Annotated in this window: 19 protein-coding genes; 7 read left to right on the top strand and 12 right to left on the bottom strand. The window is 43.2% G+C overall.

Annotated elements, in window-relative coordinates; translation table 11 throughout:
- Positions 1-211 precede the first annotated feature (211 nt).
- Genes I595_RS04470 through I595_RS04460 form a run of 3 tightly spaced genes read left to right on the top strand, consistent with a single transcriptional unit; the run spans position 212 to position 3371 of the window.
- The gene (locus tag I595_RS04470) at positions 212-817 is read left to right on the top strand and encodes a SprT-like domain-containing protein (RefSeq protein WP_054558204.1); all 606 of its coding nucleotides are present in this window, start codon (positions 212-214) and stop codon (positions 815-817) included.
- Positions 818-827: 10 nt separating this feature from the next.
- Positions 828-1907: a mannose-1-phosphate guanylyltransferase gene (locus I595_RS04465; RefSeq protein ID WP_054558203.1), complete on the top strand. Its 1080-nt coding sequence runs from the start codon at positions 828-830 to the stop codon at positions 1905-1907.
- A gap of 3 nt (positions 1908-1910) precedes the next feature.
- On the top strand, positions 1911-3371 hold the full coding sequence (locus I595_RS04460) for a DUF389 domain-containing protein (protein WP_054558202.1): 1461 nt from the start codon (positions 1911-1913) through the stop codon (positions 3369-3371).
- Positions 3372-3460: 89 nt separating this feature from the next.
- On the opposite strand, the gene I595_RS04455 is transcribed toward I595_RS04460, so the two are convergent.
- The gene (locus I595_RS04455; protein ID WP_054558201.1) at positions 3461-4228 is read right to left on the bottom strand and encodes an ABC transporter ATP-binding protein; all 768 of its coding nucleotides are present in this window, start codon (positions 4226-4228) and stop codon (positions 3461-3463) included.
- Complete coding sequence (locus I595_RS04450) at positions 4225-4965, bottom strand: MlaE family ABC transporter permease (RefSeq protein WP_054558200.1); 741 nt, start codon at positions 4963-4965, stop codon at positions 4225-4227. Before I595_RS04450 ends, I595_RS04455 begins: the two co-directional genes overlap by 4 nt.
- Positions 4966-5077: 112 nt before the next feature.
- On the opposite strand from I595_RS04450, the gene pafA reads away from it, so the two are divergent.
- Complete coding sequence (gene pafA, locus I595_RS04445; RefSeq protein ID WP_054558199.1) at positions 5078-6760, top strand: alkaline phosphatase PafA; 1683 nt, start codon at positions 5078-5080, stop codon at positions 6758-6760.
- Here the strand turns inward: pafA and I595_RS04440 are convergent.
- The 5 genes from I595_RS04440 to gcvP all read right to left on the bottom strand — a co-directional run bounded on the left by I595_RS04440 (position 6729) and on the right by gcvP (position 12690).
- Positions 6729-7058, bottom strand: coding sequence for a hypothetical protein (locus I595_RS04440; protein ID WP_054558198.1), 330 nt, complete (start codon positions 7056-7058; stop codon positions 6729-6731). The genes pafA and I595_RS04440 overlap by 32 nt on opposite strands.
- Positions 7059-7910 carry a glycosyltransferase family 2 protein gene (locus tag I595_RS04435; RefSeq protein WP_054558197.1) on the bottom strand — a complete coding sequence of 284 codons (852 nt, stop codon included), beginning with the start codon at positions 7908-7910 and terminating at the stop codon, positions 7059-7061.
- A 54-nt stretch (positions 7911-7964) separates the two neighbouring features.
- Entirely contained in the window at positions 7965-8498 is a 534-nt protein-coding gene (locus I595_RS04430; protein ID WP_054558196.1) for a class I SAM-dependent methyltransferase, read from the bottom strand.
- Between the two features lie 90 nt (positions 8499-8588).
- Complete coding sequence (locus I595_RS04425) at positions 8589-9647, bottom strand: 3-oxoacyl-ACP synthase III family protein (protein WP_054558195.1); 1059 nt, start codon at positions 9645-9647, stop codon at positions 8589-8591.
- 190 nt (positions 9648-9837) lie between these two features.
- On the bottom strand, positions 9838-12690 hold the full coding sequence (gcvP, locus tag I595_RS04420) for an aminomethyl-transferring glycine dehydrogenase (RefSeq protein ID WP_054558194.1): 2853 nt from the start codon (positions 12688-12690) through the stop codon (positions 9838-9840).
- A 221-nt stretch (positions 12691-12911) separates the two neighbouring features.
- On the opposite strand from gcvP, the gene I595_RS04415 reads away from it, so the two are divergent.
- Positions 12912-13631 carry a UbiA prenyltransferase family protein gene (locus I595_RS04415; RefSeq protein ID WP_157449645.1) on the top strand — a complete coding sequence of 240 codons (720 nt, stop codon included), beginning with the start codon at positions 12912-12914 and terminating at the stop codon, positions 13629-13631.
- On the opposite strand, the gene I595_RS04410 is transcribed toward I595_RS04415, so the two are convergent.
- The 5 genes from I595_RS04410 to I595_RS04390 all read right to left on the bottom strand — a co-directional run bounded on the left by I595_RS04410 (position 13625) and on the right by I595_RS04390 (position 16586).
- Complete coding sequence (locus I595_RS04410; RefSeq protein ID WP_245628224.1) at positions 13625-13858, bottom strand: hypothetical protein; 234 nt, start codon at positions 13856-13858, stop codon at positions 13625-13627. The two genes, I595_RS04415 and I595_RS04410, sit on opposite strands and share 7 nt — an antisense overlap.
- A gap of 2 nt (positions 13859-13860) precedes the next feature.
- The gene (locus I595_RS04405; RefSeq protein ID WP_054558192.1) at positions 13861-14415 is read right to left on the bottom strand and encodes a sigma-70 family RNA polymerase sigma factor; all 555 of its coding nucleotides are present in this window, start codon (positions 14413-14415) and stop codon (positions 13861-13863) included.
- Between the two features lie 252 nt (positions 14416-14667).
- Positions 14668-15579 carry a TIGR01777 family oxidoreductase gene (locus I595_RS04400; protein WP_054558668.1) on the bottom strand — a complete coding sequence of 304 codons (912 nt, stop codon included), beginning with the start codon at positions 15577-15579 and terminating at the stop codon, positions 14668-14670.
- Between the two features lie 11 nt (positions 15580-15590).
- Positions 15591-16031: a hypothetical protein gene (locus I595_RS04395; RefSeq protein ID WP_054558191.1), complete on the bottom strand. Its 441-nt coding sequence runs from the start codon at positions 16029-16031 to the stop codon at positions 15591-15593.
- A gap of 51 nt (positions 16032-16082) precedes the next feature.
- On the bottom strand, positions 16083-16586 hold the full coding sequence (locus I595_RS04390) for a GbsR/MarR family transcriptional regulator (RefSeq protein ID WP_054558190.1): 504 nt from the start codon (positions 16584-16586) through the stop codon (positions 16083-16085).
- 651 nt (positions 16587-17237) lie between these two features.
- Between I595_RS04390 and I595_RS04385 the strand changes: the two genes are divergently transcribed.
- The gene (locus I595_RS04385) at positions 17238-18017 is read left to right on the top strand and encodes a hypothetical protein (RefSeq protein ID WP_054558189.1); all 780 of its coding nucleotides are present in this window, start codon (positions 17238-17240) and stop codon (positions 18015-18017) included.
- 137 nt (positions 18018-18154) lie between these two features.
- Positions 18155-18718 carry a DUF6620 family protein gene (locus I595_RS04380; protein WP_054558188.1) on the top strand — a complete coding sequence of 188 codons (564 nt, stop codon included), beginning with the start codon at positions 18155-18157 and terminating at the stop codon, positions 18716-18718.
- Positions 18719-18734: the final 16 nt, after the last annotated feature.

The following is an 18734-nucleotide window of genomic DNA, read 5'->3' as shown; positions in this document are numbered from 1 at the left end:
CGAGAACCTTCAGGTTTCCTTAAGGTTTATCCTTACCGGTGTCGCCGCTTGCCTTCTATGCATGAATAACAACCATCCCCAATAATAGGTGTAAAATATAACCAAATAGACCTATTTAACGTTTTGCTTTAAACACATTGCCCACCGGCATAAATCACTCCTAAATTAAGGATAATCAAAAGAATTGTGATAATACTTTATTTTTGTGGCCGTGAGCGACGTACTACAAAAATACCTTCCGGCCCGTGCCGTGGAACCTTGTTTTGAATTGATCAAGGCCAATGGGGTCAACCTTAAAATTGTAAACCATAGGGTAACGCGCCATGGGGACTACCGTAGACTGCCCAATGGGATGCACCAAATTACCGTAAATGCCTCATTGAACAAGTATCGGTTTTTGATTACCCTGGTACATGAAATTGCGCATTTGGTAGCCTTTGAAAAATTTGGGCGTCGCATTAAACCGCACGGACTGGAATGGAAGCGAACCTTTCAACATTTAATGATCCCATTTATCCGGCCAGAAGTGTTTCCATCAAAATTATTGCCGCTTATTGCCAACCATTTTAAAAACCCAAAGGCAAGCAGCAGTACGGACGCCCACCTGGCCATTGCCCTTAAAGCTTTTGATACCGTACAACAGAACGACCATTCTTACGTTTTTGAATTACCCATGGGCAGTACCTTTAGGCTTTATAATGGCAAGCTCTTTAAAAAGGGGCAAAAACGCACCAAAAGGTATGAGTGTGTAGAACTGTCCACGGGACGTATTTATCTCTTTCAGCCCAATGCTGAGGTAGAATTAATAAAGGACTAAAAAAGAATCCATGAATAAGAACTATTATGCAGTTTTAATGGCCGGTGGCGTAGGCTCCAGATTCTGGCCCGTGAGTACAACCGATAATCCAAAGCAGTTCCATGATATGCTGGGTACTGGTGATACCCTTATCCAGAAAACCTTTTCCAGGCTCAACAGGTTTATACCAACGGAAAACATTTTGATTCTGACCAACGAACGTTACAATGACTTGGTCTTGGAACAGTTGCCCATGGTGAAACAGGACCAAGTAGTGCTGGAACCTGCCATGAGAAATACAGCCCCCTGTATCTTGTATGCTGCACTTAAAATTCAAAAAATGAACCCAAATGGGGTAATGATCGTTGCCCCAAGTGACCATTGGATAGAAGATGAGGTAGCCTTTGAAAAAGATGTGACCGCCTGTTTTCACAAATGTAGTACGGAGGAAGTGCTCTGTACCTTGGGAATAAAACCTAGTTATCCCAATACTGGTTTTGGGTACATAGAGTACGAAAAAAAGGATAAAAACCCCATTAAAAAAGTGGCCCAGTTCCGTGAAAAACCAGATGTGGAAACGGCAAAAGATTTTCTGGCCCAAGGCAATTTCCTGTGGAATGCAGGGATTTTTATGTGGAGCGTTACCACGATCGTTAATGCCTTTAAAGCTTACCAAAGCACACAATATGACCTGTTTGAAAATGGAATGGCTTGTTACAATACTGCTGAGGAACAGGGCTTTATAGCAGAAAACTACCCAAAGGCAGAAAACATCTCCATAGATTATGCCATTTTAGAGAATTCCGATGCTATCTTTACCTTACCTGCTACGTTTGATTGGAACGACCTGGGTACTTGGGGCGCGCTCTATGAAAAGCTGGACAAGGACAACAGTGGCAATGCCGTGGTGAACAGTGATACCATATTGGCGGATGCCAAAGGGAACATGATCCGGTCGGCAAAGGGCAAGAAGGTTATTGTGGATGGTCTGGAAGATTATATTATCGTGGACAAGGATGATGTGCTTTTGATCTATCCCAAAGCCAAGCAGCAAGATATCAAACAAGTACGTGGTCAGGTACAGGATAAATTTGGTGACCAATACGCGTAAGAAATGAACCAGAACCTCAATCAGGATAATATTACCCCAACCAGTAATGATGCGGGTGGGGAAGACATTAAAAAGGACGTAAAGGGGCTTTTGGGCAAGGCAAAAACCTTTTTGTTTGAACTTTTGGAAATTAGGAGCAATACCGATCCAGTTGCCACCAAAGAATCCATTATAGCCGATATTCCTTTTAAGGGGCATACCTCTTGGATATTGATCTGTTCCATCTTTATTGCCTCCGTTGGTCTAAATGCCAACTCTACCGCCGTGGTTATCGGTGCGATGTTGATTTCCCCGTTAATGGGTCCCATTTTAGGTATGGGCATGTCCTTGGCCATTAATGATATTGACATGTTGCGGCGATCGTTAAAGAACTTTGGGGTAATGGTGATCTTAAGTGTGCTTACGGCCTTTCTGTTCTTTTATCTTTTTCCACTGCGCGATGAATCTTCAGAGCTTTTGGCACGCACAAAGCCAGACATCCGGGATGTTTTGATTGCCTTTTTTGGGGGTCTTGCCTTAGTGGTGGCACGTGCTAAAAAAGGAACCATTGCCAGTGTTATCTTTGGGGTGGCCATTGCAACGGCATTAATGCCGCCCTTGTGTACCGTTGGTTTTGGACTTGCCATTGGTAAACCTTTGTATGCCCTTGGCGCCATGTATCTGTTTACCATTAACACCATTTTTATAGCGTTGGCCACTTTTTTGGTCATCAAGTACCTACGGTTTCCCATGGTGCGCTACGCCAATTCCCAAAGGCGTAGGTTTATTGCCAGGGTTGCCTCTTTAGTGGGGCTGGCGGTGATGATACCCGCCGGATTTACCTTTTACACGGTTTTTAAAGAATCCCTTTTCCGGAAACAGGCCCAGGAATTTTTGGCAAATACGGTTGAGATATATGAATTTAAGGGCAATGGGCGCTATGAAAATGACCTAACCGATATCCATTTTGATGAAAAGCTGGGGTCTTACTTAGAGGTGGCCATCTTGGGCACGGAGGAGGTTCCGGAAAATATAGTGAACATGTGGCGCAACAAGAAAAACACCTATAGCAGATTGGTGGATACGGAGCTTCGTGTGTTGCAGGGCGGTCGTGACGATTCTGAACAAAAATTCAATTATGTGAATGAATTGTACGAATCTAAAAAGGCGGAATTGTTGACCAAGGAAGAACGTATACGGGTTTTGGAGCAAGAAGTGGCCAGTCTGGGCAAATATGCGGAACGTAGCATTCCATTCGCCGAGATTTCAAAAGAGGCCAAGGTACTCTACGGTAACCTTAGCGGTATCGGTTTTTCCAACCGCGTCCAAACCGATTTTAAGAAACAGGATACGGTACCCATTTTTGAGGTGAAATTAAAGGACGGCATCAATCCCGATGCCAAGAAAGAAGAAATGAAACGGGTATCGGAATGGTTAAAGGTGCGCTTAAAAGATAGCACCATACAGGTCCGGGAAGTGGAGTAGTGCCGTAGCTAAGATTACTAATCCTTAAGAATTTTACATTATCCTGATAGATAATAATTCTTTGATGATATAGCCTAAGCGCTGTTGTTTTAGTTTCTTTCCTCAATATACATTTGCCGTACCTTCTTAAAGAGTTCAGAGGAGTAGACAAAATCAGTTACCGCCTTATTGTCGGTTTTAAAAATTTCCCTTTTGGTGCCCTCCCATTCTTTATGACCCTGTTTTAAAAAAACAATTTTCTCCCCAATTTCCATCACGGAATTCATGTCATGGGTATTGATTACCGTGGTAATGTTGAATTCTTCGGTAATTTCCTGGATAAGGTTGTCTATTAAAATAGCCGTTTTGGGGTCCAGGCCGGAGTTGGGTTCATCACAGAACAAGTATTTGGGATTCATGACAATGGCCCTTGCTATGGCCACTCGTTTTTGCATCCCTCCAGAAATCTCCGAGGGGAATTTTTTATGGGCATCCACTAGGTTTACCCGCTGCAGCACCTCATTTGCCCTATCCTGCATATCGCTTTTGGCTGTTTTTGTAAACATTTCCATTGGGAACATTACGTTTTCTTCCACCGTCATGGAATCAAACAAGGCACTTCCTTGAAATACCATTCCCATTTCCTGTCTTAGGTCCCGCTGTTCCCTGCTAGTGAGGTCGGCATAAATCTGTCCGCTATAACTGATGGTGCCCTCCTCCGGGGTAAATAGTCCCAAAAGGCATTTTAAGAATACTGTTTTTCCCGATCCGCTCTGCCCAATAATAAGGTTGGTCTTGCCTTGGTCAAAACAAGTGGACACCCCCTTAAGTACATGGGTATCTCCAAATGATTTATGTAATTCGTTAACCTCTATCATTGTCCGAGCAGCAGTTGGGTGAGTACGTAATTTAAAATAATGATGGCCACACTGGTCCACACAAATGCCGTTGTGCTGGCCTTGCCAACCTCCAGCGCGCCTCCTTTCATATAAAAACCGTGATAAGCCGGCACCGTTGCGATAACAAAGGAAAAAACGTAGGTTTTTATAAAGGCATAGGAAATGTGAAAAGGAATAAAATCCAGTTGTAGTCCTTCAATAAAGTCGCCACTGGGTGCGTAATTGCCAAAGACCGCTGCCACCCATCCGCCCAGCACACCAACGTACATGGCAATGGCTACGGCAAAAGGATAAAATAGCATGGCTATGATTTTTGGGAACACTAGGTAATTTAAGCTATTCACCCCCATGACCTCTAGGGCGTCTATCTGCTCGGTAACCCGCATGGTGCCTATACTTGAGGTAATATAAGAGCCTACCTTCCCCACCATGATGACGGAAGTAAACGTTGGCGCAAATTCCAGGATAACAGATTGCCTGGCGGCAAAACCAATAAGGCTTTTGGGAATCAACGGACTTGTAAGGTTCAAAGCAGTTTGTATGGTGACCACCCCGCCTATAAAGAAGGCAATAAAGATAATAATGCCAAGGGACCCATAGACCAGCTCGTCTATTTCCTTTAGAATTAAGGTCTTCATGATTCTCCACTTGGTAGGTTTTTTAAAAACCTCCCGTACCATTAAAAAATATTGGCCAATAGCGGCAAGATGCTTCATAAATCTTTGGGTGCTTCAGCTGTAAAAATACTAATATTGGTTTGTATTTAACCTTAAATTCATTTTTTACCTCTTTGAAATCAATAGCTTTGTAGGTATTAAATGAAATATTATGACCTTGAGAACCTTCATCTTTTTTGCCACCGCGTTTCTTTTGGTGTCTCCCCATGCTTCTGGTCAACGAAAGAAGAAAAAAAACACGGAAACCGTTAAGGCGGTAGTTGAAAGTGCCCCAAAGTTGGTTGTGGGGATTGTTGTAGATCAAATGCGCTATGATTACCTGACCCGTTTTTGGAACCATTATGGAGACGACGGATTTAAACGGCTGGTCAATGATGGTTTTAATTGTAAAAACCACCATTTTAATTATGCCCCCACAAGCACTGGGCCCGGGCACGCCTCCGTGTATACCGGTACCACCCCTGCAGTTCATGGAATTATTGGCAATAACTGGTATGACAAGGTGCAGGATAAGGAAGTATATTGCTCCTCGGACGATGCTTATGAGAGCATAGGCACCTCTAGCAATGCCGGGCAAATGTCACCCCATCGGATGCAGGTCACTACCCTTACGGACCAGTTGCGGTTACATACGCAAATGCGCGGGAAGACCATTGCCATTGCCTTAAAGGATAGGGGCGCTGTTTTGCCCGGTGGCCACACGGCCAACGCTGCTTATTGGTTTGAGGGGGGTAAATCCGGTAATTGGATCACCAGTTCCTTTTATATGGATGTGCTGCCTGCTTGGGTGAATGCGCACAACACCTCAGACGCGGTGGAAGGGTATAAAAAGCCTTGGGAAACATTGAAACCTATTTTTACGTACCTAGAAAGTGGTAGTGACGCAAACTCGTATGAAGGAACCTTTAAAGGGGAGGATAAAGTGACCTTTCCTTACGATCTGCCCAAATTATGGGATGCCAATGGCCAATACAGTACCTTACGGGCTACCCCATATGGAAACAGTATTACCGCAGATTTTGCTATCGCTGCACTAACAAATGAAAATTTAGGGATGGATTCCGATACCGATTTTTTAGCGGTTAGTTTTTCCAGTACGGATTATGTGGGACACAAATATGGCGTAAACTCCAAGGAGATACAGGATACCTATTTGCGCTTGGACCAAGATTTAGCGCGATTATTAGGCGCGTTGGATGCCCAAGTGGGCAGCCAAAATTATACGGTGTTCCTAACCGCAGATCATGCAGCGATCAACGTTCCGGCCTATTTGGCCGATAACCATATCCCTGCAGGATATTTGGACCTTAACGCGATGAAAACGCGCCTCACCGAGTTTATAAGCTACACCTATGGCACAACAGATATTGTAAAGAACATTAGCAACAACCAGGTCTTTTTGGATCATAAGGTGGTAGGGAACCTTGATATGGACTTGGATGATATACAAGAAGAAATAGCCTATGAACTCTTGTCCTATGAGGGGATGGACAGAGTATTTACCGGAACCCAGATGTGGCAAAATAATTATACCCAAGGCATTCCCTACATTTTACAAAACGGTTGGAACCAAAAGCGTTCCGGTGATGTGCTTTTTGTGCAAAAGCCAGGTTTTATCTCCTATTCTAGAACAGGGTCCACCCATGGATCTCCTATGATTTATGATACCCATGTCCCGCTTATATTCTATGGCAACGGGATTGAAAAAGGAGAAACGGCTGCTAGAACAGAGATTCCAGACATTGCCCCTACTATTGCCAGCATGCTCGGTATTGCCTTTCCTAATGGAACTACGGGCAAACCTATTTTGGCGGTGTTGGATCAGAACTATTAGCTTTTTGTTTTGATTGTACCATAAATACAATTTTTAAAATGGCCAGCACCAAAAGTGCCAACCCGCATAACGGCATCAACAACATATAGAACCATAAAAAAGCGCCACCACCTGTATTTTCATTGAATAAAGAAGCCCCTTCTGGCGTGCTCAGATACGCTAGTATCATAGGTACTAGATAGATTGCTGAGTTAAGTAATAACAGTCCGTTCAGTATTATTTTACGCCTAGGATTGGTGTCTTTTAAAAAAAGCAACACCAATCCCAAAAGAGGTATCAGAAGAAAAAATACAACCATTTAAAGTACTTTTAGTTTTTTAAAAATCCCATTCCATCGGAGTTGCCTAACGTATTTACCCTCCTTTTTAGTGACAAAACGTTCTGTTTTAAGGAAAAAAGCCCTAAGAAAACCGTACAACCCTAATATATAAAGGGCAGGGTTTTTGGCCTGAACCGCCATTTTTAATAATGCAATTTTAGCCAGAGGCAGTCCATAACGCATCTTATATAGGGCCGCCCCTTTTGCTTTATGGTTTAAGTGCGAGTAGCCATGACCAGTAGGTCTAAGGTGCTTTACTTTAAGGGAGGCATCTGTTTTTGTGGTAAAACCATGATACTTTGCCAATAAGATGTCCACGGTATCCCATCCCGTACCCGCCCGTAACCCATTGATTTTTTGAAAACAGGCTTTATGGTAGAGCTTAATGGGGCCACGGACATGGGATTTGTCCGCTATGTTTTCATACATCCATCCACCTTCTTTTTTGATGTACAAAAGACCACCGCAAACGCCAAGTTTCCAGTCGCTTTGAAAATAGTTGCGCATTTGTTCAAAATAATTGGGTGGAAGTATGATATCGGCATCAAACTTTCCAATAAGGTCATAGTTTTGGGCATGTTGGAGGCCAAAATTAAAAGCTTCCACTACCTTCTGTCCAGGCAAATGTTGGTTAGCGCTTTGGTGGTGCCGTAGCTTGATCCAAGGGTATTCCCCGGCGAATTTTTGCGCAATGGAGGCGGTTTCATCAGAAGAATTATCATCCACCACAATCAACTCATTAGGGGGTTGGCTTTGGGATACAAATGAGGAAAGGCATTGCGCTAAGAAACGGGCCTCGTTGTGTGCAGGAATGATAACGCAAATATGCATCCGCTAAAAGTCTAAAAAACAAATTACAAATCCCAATCTCCAGGTAGGGGTTTTTTAGGCGATTTGGTTTTTACGAACCGCGTAGACTAAATAATACCTTTTGGTAAAGTAGCGTAGTAATGGTCTAAGGCCGATTTTTTTAGTAGGATTGGTCCATTTTACGGAATCTACAATGTGCCATCCAGCTTTTTCCAAGAGCCAATCAAATTGCCAATCCTCAAATTCATGGTAATGCCGATCCCACTTGTCTGTTTTACTCCGGTAGGCGGTGGCAAACCACAAGCGCATAGGTATGCTCGCCACCAAGGTATCACCCTTAATTTCCCTGAGGACGTTGAACGGGGCAACCAAATGTTCAAAGATTTCAAAGGCAGTAACCACATCTGCCTCTGAATTCTGAACACAAGCATACGCTACATCCAAATCTTCCCCCTTGGTGTTGTCCACTTGATAGCCTTCTGCCCTCATAATTTTTGAAAAGGGGTTATCCACACCTAAATCCAATATCTTTTTGTCCTTGGAAATATGTTTGCGCAAAAATGCTAAGGTTATACGGTATCGTTTATGGGGATATTTTCCTTCGTACATCTGTCAAAAGTCTAAATTTTAAACGATATAATCCAATTAAAGCCAGATAATCGGATACGATGTTTTTCATCAAGTTTTACGAAATGCCAATTAATATCGGTAGACCATTGCATTAATGTTCATACCGGCGCCTACACTGGCAAAAATCACAATATCACCTTTTTGTAGATTATGGTTTTTTACCTTTCCTTTCCTAACACGGTCAAATAAAATAGGAACCGTTGCTACCGAATTGTTTCCCATTTCCTTGATGATCATAGGCATTACACGCTCTGGTGCCTGTTTGCCATACCGTTTAAAGAACCGTTTAATAATGGCCTCGTCCATTTTTTCGTTGGCTTGGTGAATGAACACTTTTTTTACCTCATCTATGGATATTCCGCTTTTGTCCAAACAGCTGGCCATGGCTTTTGGCACATGGGTACAAGCAAATTCATAGATTTTTCTACCGTTCATTTTAATGTAACGGGTATTGGCATCACCTTTTTTATCATAGGTTTTATCAAAATAAAGGTAGTAGGCCTCGTCTATGGCATGGGTTTCGCTGGCATGGTTCAGGATTTCTCCGTGGCTATCTGTGCCCTCTAGAATGCATGCGCCAGCTCCATCAGCATAAATCATACTGTCCCTATCATGAGGGTCAATAACACGGGATAGGGTCTCACCACCAATGACCAAACATTTTTTTGCCATCCCACAACTGATGAATGCTTTGGCTTGTATCAAGGATTCTATCCATCCCGGGCATCCAAAGAGCATGTCATAGGCCACGCAGTTGGGGTTTTTAATCTTTAGCTGTTGCTTTACCCTAGAAGCAAGGGAAGGCAGGGTGTCACCTTGTATTTTCCCCTGTTCCACATCGCCAAAATTATGGGCAAAAATGATGTAATCCAGTTCCTCCCTATCCATGTTTGCGTCTGCTATGGCCTGTTCTGCCGCCAAGGCTCCTAAATCTGAAGTATTGAGATTTGGTTTGGCATAACGGCGTTCTGCAATACCTGTTATGGCCTGGAATTTTTCAATAATTACCTGGTTGGAATGTTTAAATTCACTGCCGTCCGTCTCTAAGAATCGATGGTTTAAGAAGTCTTCATTTTTAGTAATGATCTCAGGTAGATAACTCCCTGTGCCAGTGATGCCTATTTTCATATAGATTAATAATGGTATGTGTTTTTAAATTTGCTCGGTATGTAGCAAGATACTTTAAAATACACCAGGCTTACTATGCATGCATAGGATAATTACTGATGTTCAGTGAGGGCAATTCAACTATTCCCAAAAAGAGAAAACCCATCCTTTTTGGGATAGGATGGGTTCACCTCCAATAAAATAAGGGTCTTTAGGCCTCCGCGTAAGCAGCTATGGGCGTGCAGGTACAAATTAAATTACGATCGCCAAACGCTTCATCCGTTCTTCGTACCGTGGGCCAAAACTTGTTGTCCCCCACAAAATCCAAGGGGAAGGCAGCTTTTTTCCGTGTATAGGGAAACACCCAATGGTCAGAAGTGACCATGTCTAAAGTATGCGGTGCATTTTTAAGGACGTTATTGGGTTCTTCCAGTGAGGCCTCATCTATTTCCTCACGGATGGCGAGCATGGCCTCGCAAAATCTGTCCAATTCTGCCAAACTTTCGCTTTCTGTTGGCTCTATCATCATGGTTCCGGCTACGGGAAAGGATACGGTAGGGGCATGAAACCCATAGTCCATTAATCTTTTAGCGATATCCGTCACCTCAATGCCATGCTCTTTGAAAGGTCTACAATCAATGATCATTTCATGTGCGGCCCTGCCTTTTTCGCCGGTATACAACACATCGTATTTGCCGTTTAAGCGTTCCTTGATATAATTGGCGTTTAAAATGGAAATCTTGGTGGCATCGGTAACACCTTTACCACCTAGCATTTTAATGTAACCGTAAGAGATTAAGCAGGCCAATGCGCTGCCCCATGGTGCTCCTGAGATTGCGGTGATGGCATGTTTTCCACCTGTTTTGATTACAGGATTAGTGGGCAAGAATGGTTTTAATTGTTCTGCAACACAAATGGGCCCCACACCCGGGCCTCCACCACCATGGGGTATGGCAAAAGTTTTATGTAGGTTTAAGTGGCAAACATCAGCCCCAATGGTTGCAGGGTTGGTAAGTCCTACTTGTGCATTCATGTTGGCACCGTCCATATATACTTGTCCACCGTGGTCATGTATCAATTTGGTGATATACCGTATGGAGGATTCAAACACCCCATGTGTGGAAGGATAGGTGACCATAAGTGCTGCCAGATTTGTAGAGTGCTGTATTACTTTTTCTTCCAAATCTATAACGTCAATATTACCATGGTCGTCCGTTTTTGTGACCACCACTTGCATACCGGCCATGACCGCTGATGCCGGATTGGTACCATGTGCCGATGCCGGAATGATACAAATGTTACGGTGTGCTTCACCACGGTCTTCATGGTATGCCCTAATGGTCATAAGTCCTGCGTATTCTCCTTGGGCGCCAGAGTTAGGTTGTAGCGAGGTTCCCGCAAAACCCGTGATAATGTTTAGCTGTTCTTCCAATTCCTTTAATACCAATTGATAACCTTTGGCTTGGTCTAGGGGTACAAAGGGGTGGATATTGCCCCAGCTTGTCCAGCTCAGCGGAAGCATTTCAGAGGCGGCATTTAATTTCATGGTACAACTACCCAGGGAAATCATGGAGTGGTTCAAGGCCAGGTCCTTTCGCTCTAGTTTTTTGATGTACCGCATAAGTTCAGTCTCCGAATGATAGGTGTTAAAGACCGGCTGTTCCATAAAGGTAGATTGTCGCTTAAGGTTGCTGGGAATCACGTCCGTTAGCCTATCTGGGTGGCTAACATCATCTGACAGTCCTTGCGATTCCGCAAAGGCGGCCAAAATAGGTTTTATATCTTTTTCCCCGAAAGCTTCGTTAATAGAGATGGTCACCGTTTGCTCATCCACATAGTTAAAATTGATCTGTCTGAGCTCTGCACTGGTTTTTAGCTGTTGCGCGCTTTTTACCTTTACCTTTATGGTATCAAAAAAACTGGTATTAGTTTGTTCAAAGCCCATGGATTCCAGGAGTTGGGAAACCATCTTTGTGTGGTTATGTACTTTTTCCGCGATGAATTTAAGTCCGTTTGGGCCATGATATACCGCATACATTCCTGCCATAACGGCCAAAAGGACTTGAGCAGTACAAATGTTTGAAGTAGCCTTATCACGCTTTATATGTTGTTCCCTAGTTTGCAATGCCATGCGCAATGCAGGGTTGCCATCCGTATCTTTGGTAAGCCCAATGATCCTGCCAGGTATATTTCTTTTGTAGTCTTGTTTGGTGGCAAAAAATGCCGCATGTGGACCGCCATAACCCAATGGGATACCAAATCTTTGGGTGGTGCCAACCACAACATCAACGCCCCATTCTCCTGGTGGCGTTAGTGACACAAGACTCAATATATCCGCCGCGACGGCTACTTTAATTTCTTTTTGCTTGGCCTTTTCCACAAATTCTGCATAGTCATGGACCTGCCCATGTTTACCGGGATATTGGAGAATGGCACCATAAAAATCCGTGGAAAAATCAAATTCTTGGTGATTGCCAACAACCAGTTCAATGCCAAGTGGTGTGGACCTTGTTTGGAGCAGGCTCAAGGTTTGTGGTAAGATTTCCTCCGAAACAAAGAATTTTAGCACCCCGTTTTTCTTCTGTTGCCTACTTCTAACATCATACAGCATGGTCATCGCCTCCGCAGCGGCAGTGCTTTCATCCAAAAGTGATGCATTTGCCAATTCCATGGCGGTAAGATCACATACCATGGTCTGGTAGTTTAACAGGGCTTCCAGCCTACCTTGGGCAATTTCTGCTTGGTAGGGCGTATAAGCCGTATACCATCCAGGATTTTCAAGAATATTTCTTTTGATGACGGATGGTAACAGGCTTTCATGGTAGCCAAGGCCTATGTAGGACTTGAATACTTTGTTCTCATTTGCCAAGGTTTGCAGGTGGTTGAGAAATTCATGCTCGCCCATGGCATCTGCAAGGTCTAAATCTTCCTTCAACCGGATGTCTTCTGGTATGGTCTGATCTATCAATTCATCTAGATTCTTAACCCCTACGACATCGCACATAGTGCTTAAATCTTCTTCACGGATGCCAATATGGCGTAATGCAAATTTTTCTGTATTCATCGTCTTCAAATAAAGTGCCTAAAATTAGGTATTAATTTGCTTTAAACACCTTGGTCCTTGGGGCCTGTTGCCTAAAGTTCTTAACCGGTAATCAACTATATGGTGGTTATCCTTAGTTTTGTTTAATGCGGTGGCCTAGACGTTTTTTTAATTTTTACCTTGATGCCAGTATTCACGTAGCTTTATCCGTATGTTGTTGCTATTTGCTTACGGTTAATTTTATGAAAGTTTCAACAAATTGGCAGCTTGTGGCCTTTTTGTTTTTTGGGACCATCATATGTTATAATTTTATTAAATATGGTGTAGAGGCAAAAAAGTACTTATTGGTCTCCAATCCATACCATAAGGTTATTCAGGTTTTTAGTTTTTTATCTGGTCTTTGCGCTGCGTACTTTTTTCTTTTTTTGAATCGTAGACTTCAAATTTCCATCGTTTTCTTGGCTTTCTTATCTATTCTGTACGCTGTTCCTTTTTTGGAAAAAAATAAAAACCTAAGGAGTTATGGTGGGTTAAAGGTTTTTTTGGTGGCCTTGGTTTGGGCAGGTTGCACGGTATACCTGCCCGCTATGGACGATATGGTGAGCGATTTTGACAGTACTGTCCCAATTTTACTACTGCAACGTTTTTTGCTGGTGCTGGTATTGATACTGCCGTTTGAAATACGCGATTTAAAGTTTGATGACAAGGAATTACGAACGCTTCCGCAACGCCTTGGCGTGGCCAATACCAAAAAATTAGGTTACGGGTTGTTGGTTGTTTTTCTGCTGTTTACTTTTTTGAATGATCAAGCCACCGCATTAGAGTGGTGTTATCGGGTGATGGTTGCCATTACTTTGGCCATTTTCCTATATTTCACACATGAAGAACGCCCAAGATACTACAGTCAGTTTTGGGTAGAATCTGTTCCAATTCTGTCGTTGTTGGGCGTGAGCTTTTATTGAAGTTCTTTTTTCAATGCGGCTTTCATGGCTTCCTTATCTTCTTTTTGAAGTTGTTGTAGGTTGGCCTGATCACAAAGATGGGTAAGTTTTGTGTTCTTCTTGGTGAAAACGGCGCATGTTTTACACAGTAAAATATGAAGCTTAAACCTTACAATTTGCCAAGTGGTGGCCTCATTGTATTGAGACTTGTTGCAGATATCCGCTGCTTTTTCACAGGAAATCATCATAATTAAAACCAGTTTTGATTTAAACACCCCATTAATGCGGTTCGGGATCGGTGTATCATTACCCAGAGGTTAGACGCATTTATTCCCAATTCATTACAAATATCCTCCGTGTTCATTCCTTGGATGGTTTTCATGGTGAACACCAATTTTTGTTTGGAAGGTAATTTAGATATACAGTCCTGCAGTGCCAAGCCCAGTTCTTCATTTTCAATGGACTGCTCGCCGGACTGGGAAAAGGGATCTGCTACTTTCTCCTCTAGCCAGTCGCCCTCAGCATCTTCCATGTTGGCATATCCCATCCTTATCTCTGCCTTACCTTTCTTAGAGTTGATTTTTCTGTAGTGATCAATCACCTTTCTTTTTAAGATAGCAATGAGCCAGGTGCGCTCTGCCGCTTCTCCTTTATAGTTTTTGGCAGATTTTAAGCCTGCAAAAAAAGTTTCCTGCACTAAGTCTTTGGCAATCTCTGCATCGCTTACCCTAGTTATGGCATAATTAAACAGGTAATCTGCATATTTGTCAATCCAAGTATTGGGATGTAATTCGTTAGTTGGCATACCGTTGTTTGCTGATATCAAAAGTAAAGTTTTTAAAATGTTATACGAAATAGGAAAAGCAAACTAGCGGTAAATTATCACAGGAAGGTCACGGATGGCATTGCGGACTGTTCCTATTGGCGTTTATATGGCATACACCATAGAATAGTTGAGTGTAGGGTACGGAACTGCCTGCTAGTTCCAAACCGTATTTTTAGTGTTTGTTGGAAATAACATCGGTGTTTTTAAAACCAGAACATTGGATTTGAGAATTTAGACTAGTACTGATTTTAAGGCATGGTCAAGGTCACCGTATTTAAAATCAAAACCCGCGGTCAGCAGTTTTTTTGGCACCACGTTCCTACTTTTTAATACCAACTCCGGTTCGGTGCGTATGATTCTTGCACCAATTGCTAGAAGCCACTTGGGAGATGGTAACCCCAAGCTTATCCCCATGGTATTACGAACAGTTTCCATGAGTTTGGTGTTGGTCGTAGGTTTTGGTGCTACGATATTTATAGGCCCATGTAAATCGCTATTAGTTATGATGAATTCAATAGATCGGACAAAATCATCCACATGAATCCAACTGAACTTTTGTTTTCCATTGCCCTGTTTTCTGCCCAGGCCCATTTTTGCTAAGGTCCTAATGGGTGTTAGGGCGCCACCGTTCTTGCCCATTACAATGCTGGTCCGTAGGGCCACCTTTCTGGTTTTTGGGGTGTTCCCCGAAAAAAAGGCGGCTTCCCAGGCCTGGGCAACGGACACGGAAAAACCTGTGCCAATTTCGCCCTGTTCCTCGTCCATTTCCATGTCCAGGGAGTGTCTGTAAATGGTGGCGGTGGAGGAGTTGAGCCAGATGTGGGGCGGGTCTGTGGCCATGGCCACGGCTTGGTTGAGCACACGGGTGCTGTCCACACGAGAATCCATAATGAGGTGCTTGTTTTTAGCGGTATATCTACAATCTACCGATCGGCCAGCCATGTTTATGAGGACATCGCAGCCGTCCAATTCGCACTGCCAGTGGCCCAGGGTTTTTGCATCCCATGACACATAGCGCACGGTGTTTGTATTTTCAATCGTGTTTCGGGTAAGGACAACGATGTCCTCAAATTTGGTTTTAAAGTGGTCAACAATGGCATTTCCCAGAAAGCCACTGCCTCCAGCGACGACTAATTTTTTCATGATGTTCATTTTTAAAGGTTTAGGAATTGATACAGGTTGCGCACAAAGAGCCAGGTGTACACCAGGGCGAACAGGGTAAACAGACCGTTCATGAAATAGCTGCCCACTTTAAAAATGCGTTCCTGTGGAATCTGGTACATGGGGTAATAGGCAATTTGCGTGGCTACCTTACCTACCCAATAGGCTCCGATGAGACCGGTTAGGGCCAAGGCAAGACTGCTGCCGTTCTGCAGGTCCAAGGGAAGCAGGATGGCAATGAGTCCAAAGGAAAAGTTGAGGCCTTGGATGTACCGGCCATAGGTTTTGGCAATTTCCTGATTGAGGGGTTTCAATTGCTTTACGTCCGTGTACCAGTCAAAGACACGGTGCCTAATGTAGGGATAGATAAGGGCGGTGAATATCTGACCCATGCCGCCTAAGATAATGAGCCATGTAGGAATCTCGTTTTTCATAACTATATATTTTAAACTTTCAGAAAATATTGAAATTATCTAATAAATTTTTTACTGTATTATTTTCAGTATAGACTTGGTTAGCCAATTTTGTTTTTGGCTCACTGCTTTTTCTAATATACTGTTTGCCGTATGAGCCAAATCGTGTAAAGCCTTGGTCTGTTTAATGAGTTCTTTAGTTGCGGTACTGCCATCGTCTTTAATGCTGCTTATATCTTCCAAAGCTTTGATGACGGGTTTAATTTCCCTTCTACTGCGTTCCTTGGCAATGATACGGGCCAGTTCCTGCACATCTTTCTCGGTAGAAAAATATTCCTTTCGTTCCCCGGGCCTGAGTTCCTTGGTCACAATGCCCCAGTCGATGAGTTGCCTTACGTTCATGCTGGTATTGCCCCTGGAAATCTGGAGCTCTTCCATGATGTCTTCCGTGGTCAGGGCTTCGGTGGATATGAAGAGCAGCGCCTGTATCTGTGCCATGGCCTTGTTAATGCCCCAAAGGGTGCCCAGGCTTCCCCAGGTACTGATGAACTTATTTTTGGCCTCTTGATAATCCATAGGGCTAAGATAAAAAATATTTTTAAAGTTTCAATAAATTTTGAAAGTTTAACATTTTGCAAGATATGTTGTCAAGTTTATATTGGTTTTAACCCTTAAATCCGGTCAATAAGCTCCAAATGGGCATAAATTGTTTCAAAAAAGTACGTAAAGGCCCTTTTTTTCGTTTTATCCCAGATCATGCACTGGACTTTCATGATGAGGGTGTAAAGCCCAATAAAATCAAAATTTTTGCGATTGAGGCGTAGCCATCGCTGCGGTGAGTGAGCAAAAGTCAGTGCAACTATTGATTTTGCAGGGATTTGCAGCCGTAATACCTGCCCGTTCCTTTCAGGCGGGGAATTTCTATTGCTTAATCTGGGTTTATCCAAAACCCCTGAAAAAGGGGTAGTGGTAACTTTTGCCTGTTTCTACCTTGCATCAGCCATTAAAACGAACTATGACCAACCCGTTCAAGAATATCACGAACAACGCCAAGACTTCCAAAGGTCAGATGTATGCTAACAGGACACGGTCGGCAGCATCGGTTGTTTCAAAGCGTTGTGAGAGCTGCGGTGCGCCACGACCAAAGAATTCCAATTTGGTGAAATGTGATTATTGCAAGACTCCTTTTATGGAAAATGTGCAACACTTTAAAGCGGATGTGTGACGATGGGTGATCAACAAGAACTGATAAACCGTTGGGACGCTTTCCTCAAAAAGATAGAAGCGCGTTTTAGCGAATCACTGCAACATGCCGAGGCCGCTTGCCTAGAGCAACTGGTTGAAACCGACCATGACTATGAAACCGTGTACAGGTCATGGCAGGGAATGAAAGCTCAAATCCATGAACTGATCCAGAAAATAGATGCCGTTTGGCACGGTAAAGTCCGACCGGAAATGCAGGCCGTAGGTGATTTCTATAACGAGGAAGGATACAAAGCGAGCGACACCAACGACCGCTTGATCGACGAACTTTTTAGGTTCGAAAGAATATTGGAAGGCAAGCTATCACAACAATTTTATGACCATGCCATCCAAATCGCTAATAAAAAAGCATCCTGTTCGCAATGCGATGCAGATTTGGAAATCAAGAAAGATATTTTCAGGGCGCAGTACATTACTTGCGGCTATTGCAATGCTGTCAATACGGTGGAACCAGAAACCAAGTTCATTAAAATTGGTTGGGGCATCATAGACAACATTGCCGCACTAAAAGCCCAACCCGAATATGATGCCATGGAAAAGGCGTCGGATACCCTAAGTAAGCAACGAAAAACGGAACGTGATGATAGTCATTGGTCGGCCTACGAAAATGCGTACTACGCGTATTGGGAAAAATACTTTAACGAGCGCATTAAACTAAATTCCGATGCAAAAGAACGTTATGAGGCAGATATGCAACGCAAACGAACGGAGTTTGAAGCTTATAAAAGGATACAAACATCTTAGTTGGACAAGAAACAAGAGTCAAGACATAAGAAACAAGAAATAAACAGGAAAACCGATAAGTAAATAGAAGATGAGACCAGAAGTAAGGTTTTCGATCTCACATCTCACATTTAATATCTAAAATCTAAAATAAACCTATGGAAGCAATAAACGGAGTAACCTTTGAAGATTGGGGCGCGGCCTGCGGCAACCTGGCAGCAGGGATGAGCGAAGAGGAAGTATGTAAAGTATTGGGCATTGAGTTCCCGGTATGGCAAAAGACAAACGAGGAATGGTCCAATAAATTAGGAGATTTAATGGCCGAGGATAGGTCGGTAGCAGCCACCTACGGCAACTTTTTTACCAACCCTAAAGTGGGCAAGTTTGCCGGAGTAAGTGCAGATGTTCCTTCATTGGAGGACCTTTTGGCAAAGTTTCCCGACTATGATTCGTATCTAAAAGTTTCCGTCCACCAGACCCAAGCATCCCAACATGGGGTAGACCCCACTTCAGTCATTGAAAGTTATGGTCTAAACCTGCAAACATGGGGGCAATTGAATATGCATTACATGGACTGGTACCACAGCTATGTTCAAAACGGAACCGAAGGTGCAGGCGAACGCCATAAGGAACTGGAGGCACTTAGGACAAAATGGGAAACACTGTTCCAGGAACAATATAAAAATGATGCGGTAGATTTAGGGGGAGATATTGATTTTTAAGCCATTATTGAACAAG

Source organism: Croceitalea dokdonensis DOKDO 023, assembly GCF_001306415.1.
Taxonomy (GTDB): domain Bacteria; phylum Bacteroidota; class Bacteroidia; order Flavobacteriales; family Flavobacteriaceae; genus Croceitalea; species Croceitalea dokdonensis.
Note: the sequence above shows the minus strand (reverse complement) of the source record. Positions and strands in the feature narration are given on the sequence as shown.

Excerpts from the sequence above, each read along its gene's own strand:
- I595_RS04465 (WP_054558203.1), top strand. The coding sequence starts at position 828 with ATGAATAAGAACTATTATGCAGTTTTAATGGCCGGTGGCGTAGGCTCC.
- I595_RS04460 (WP_054558202.1), top strand. The coding sequence starts at position 1,911 with ATGAACCAGAACCTCAATCAGGATAATATTACCCCAACCAGTAATGAT.
- I595_RS04455 (WP_054558201.1), bottom strand. The coding sequence starts at position 4,228 with ATGATAGAGGTTAACGAATTACATAAATCATTTGGAGATACCCATGTA.
- I595_RS04450 (WP_054558200.1), bottom strand. The coding sequence starts at position 4,965 with ATGAAGCATCTTGCCGCTATTGGCCAATATTTTTTAATGGTACGGGAG.
- pafA (WP_054558199.1), top strand. The coding sequence starts at position 5,078 with ATGACCTTGAGAACCTTCATCTTTTTTGCCACCGCGTTTCTTTTGGTG.
- I595_RS04440 (WP_054558198.1), bottom strand. The coding sequence starts at position 7,058 with ATGGTTGTATTTTTTCTTCTGATACCTCTTTTGGGATTGGTGTTGCTT.
- I595_RS04435 (WP_054558197.1), bottom strand. The coding sequence starts at position 7,910 with ATGCATATTTGCGTTATCATTCCTGCACACAACGAGGCCCGTTTCTTA.
- I595_RS04430 (WP_054558196.1), bottom strand. The coding sequence starts at position 8,498 with ATGTACGAAGGAAAATATCCCCATAAACGATACCGTATAACCTTAGCA.
- I595_RS04425 (WP_054558195.1), bottom strand. The coding sequence starts at position 9,647 with ATGAAAATAGGCATCACTGGCACAGGGAGTTATCTACCTGAGATCATT.
- gcvP (WP_054558194.1), bottom strand. The coding sequence starts at position 12,690 with ATGAATACAGAAAAATTTGCATTACGCCATATTGGCATCCGTGAAGAA.
- I595_RS04415 (WP_157449645.1), top strand. The coding sequence starts at position 12,912 with ATGAAAGTTTCAACAAATTGGCAGCTTGTGGCCTTTTTGTTTTTTGGG.
- I595_RS04410 (WP_245628224.1), bottom strand. The coding sequence starts at position 13,858 with ATGATGATTTCCTGTGAAAAAGCAGCGGATATCTGCAACAAGTCTCAA.
- I595_RS04405 (WP_054558192.1), bottom strand. The coding sequence starts at position 14,415 with ATGCCAACTAACGAATTACATCCCAATACTTGGATTGACAAATATGCA.
- I595_RS04400 (WP_054558668.1), bottom strand. The coding sequence starts at position 15,579 with ATGAAAAAATTAGTCGTCGCTGGAGGCAGTGGCTTTCTGGGAAATGCC.
- I595_RS04395 (WP_054558191.1), bottom strand. The coding sequence starts at position 16,031 with ATGAAAAACGAGATTCCTACATGGCTCATTATCTTAGGCGGCATGGGT.
- I595_RS04390 (WP_054558190.1), bottom strand. The coding sequence starts at position 16,586 with ATGGATTATCAAGAGGCCAAAAATAAGTTCATCAGTACCTGGGGAAGC.
- I595_RS04385 (WP_054558189.1), top strand. The coding sequence starts at position 17,238 with ATGGGTGATCAACAAGAACTGATAAACCGTTGGGACGCTTTCCTCAAA.
- I595_RS04380 (WP_054558188.1), top strand. The coding sequence starts at position 18,155 with ATGGAAGCAATAAACGGAGTAACCTTTGAAGATTGGGGCGCGGCCTGC.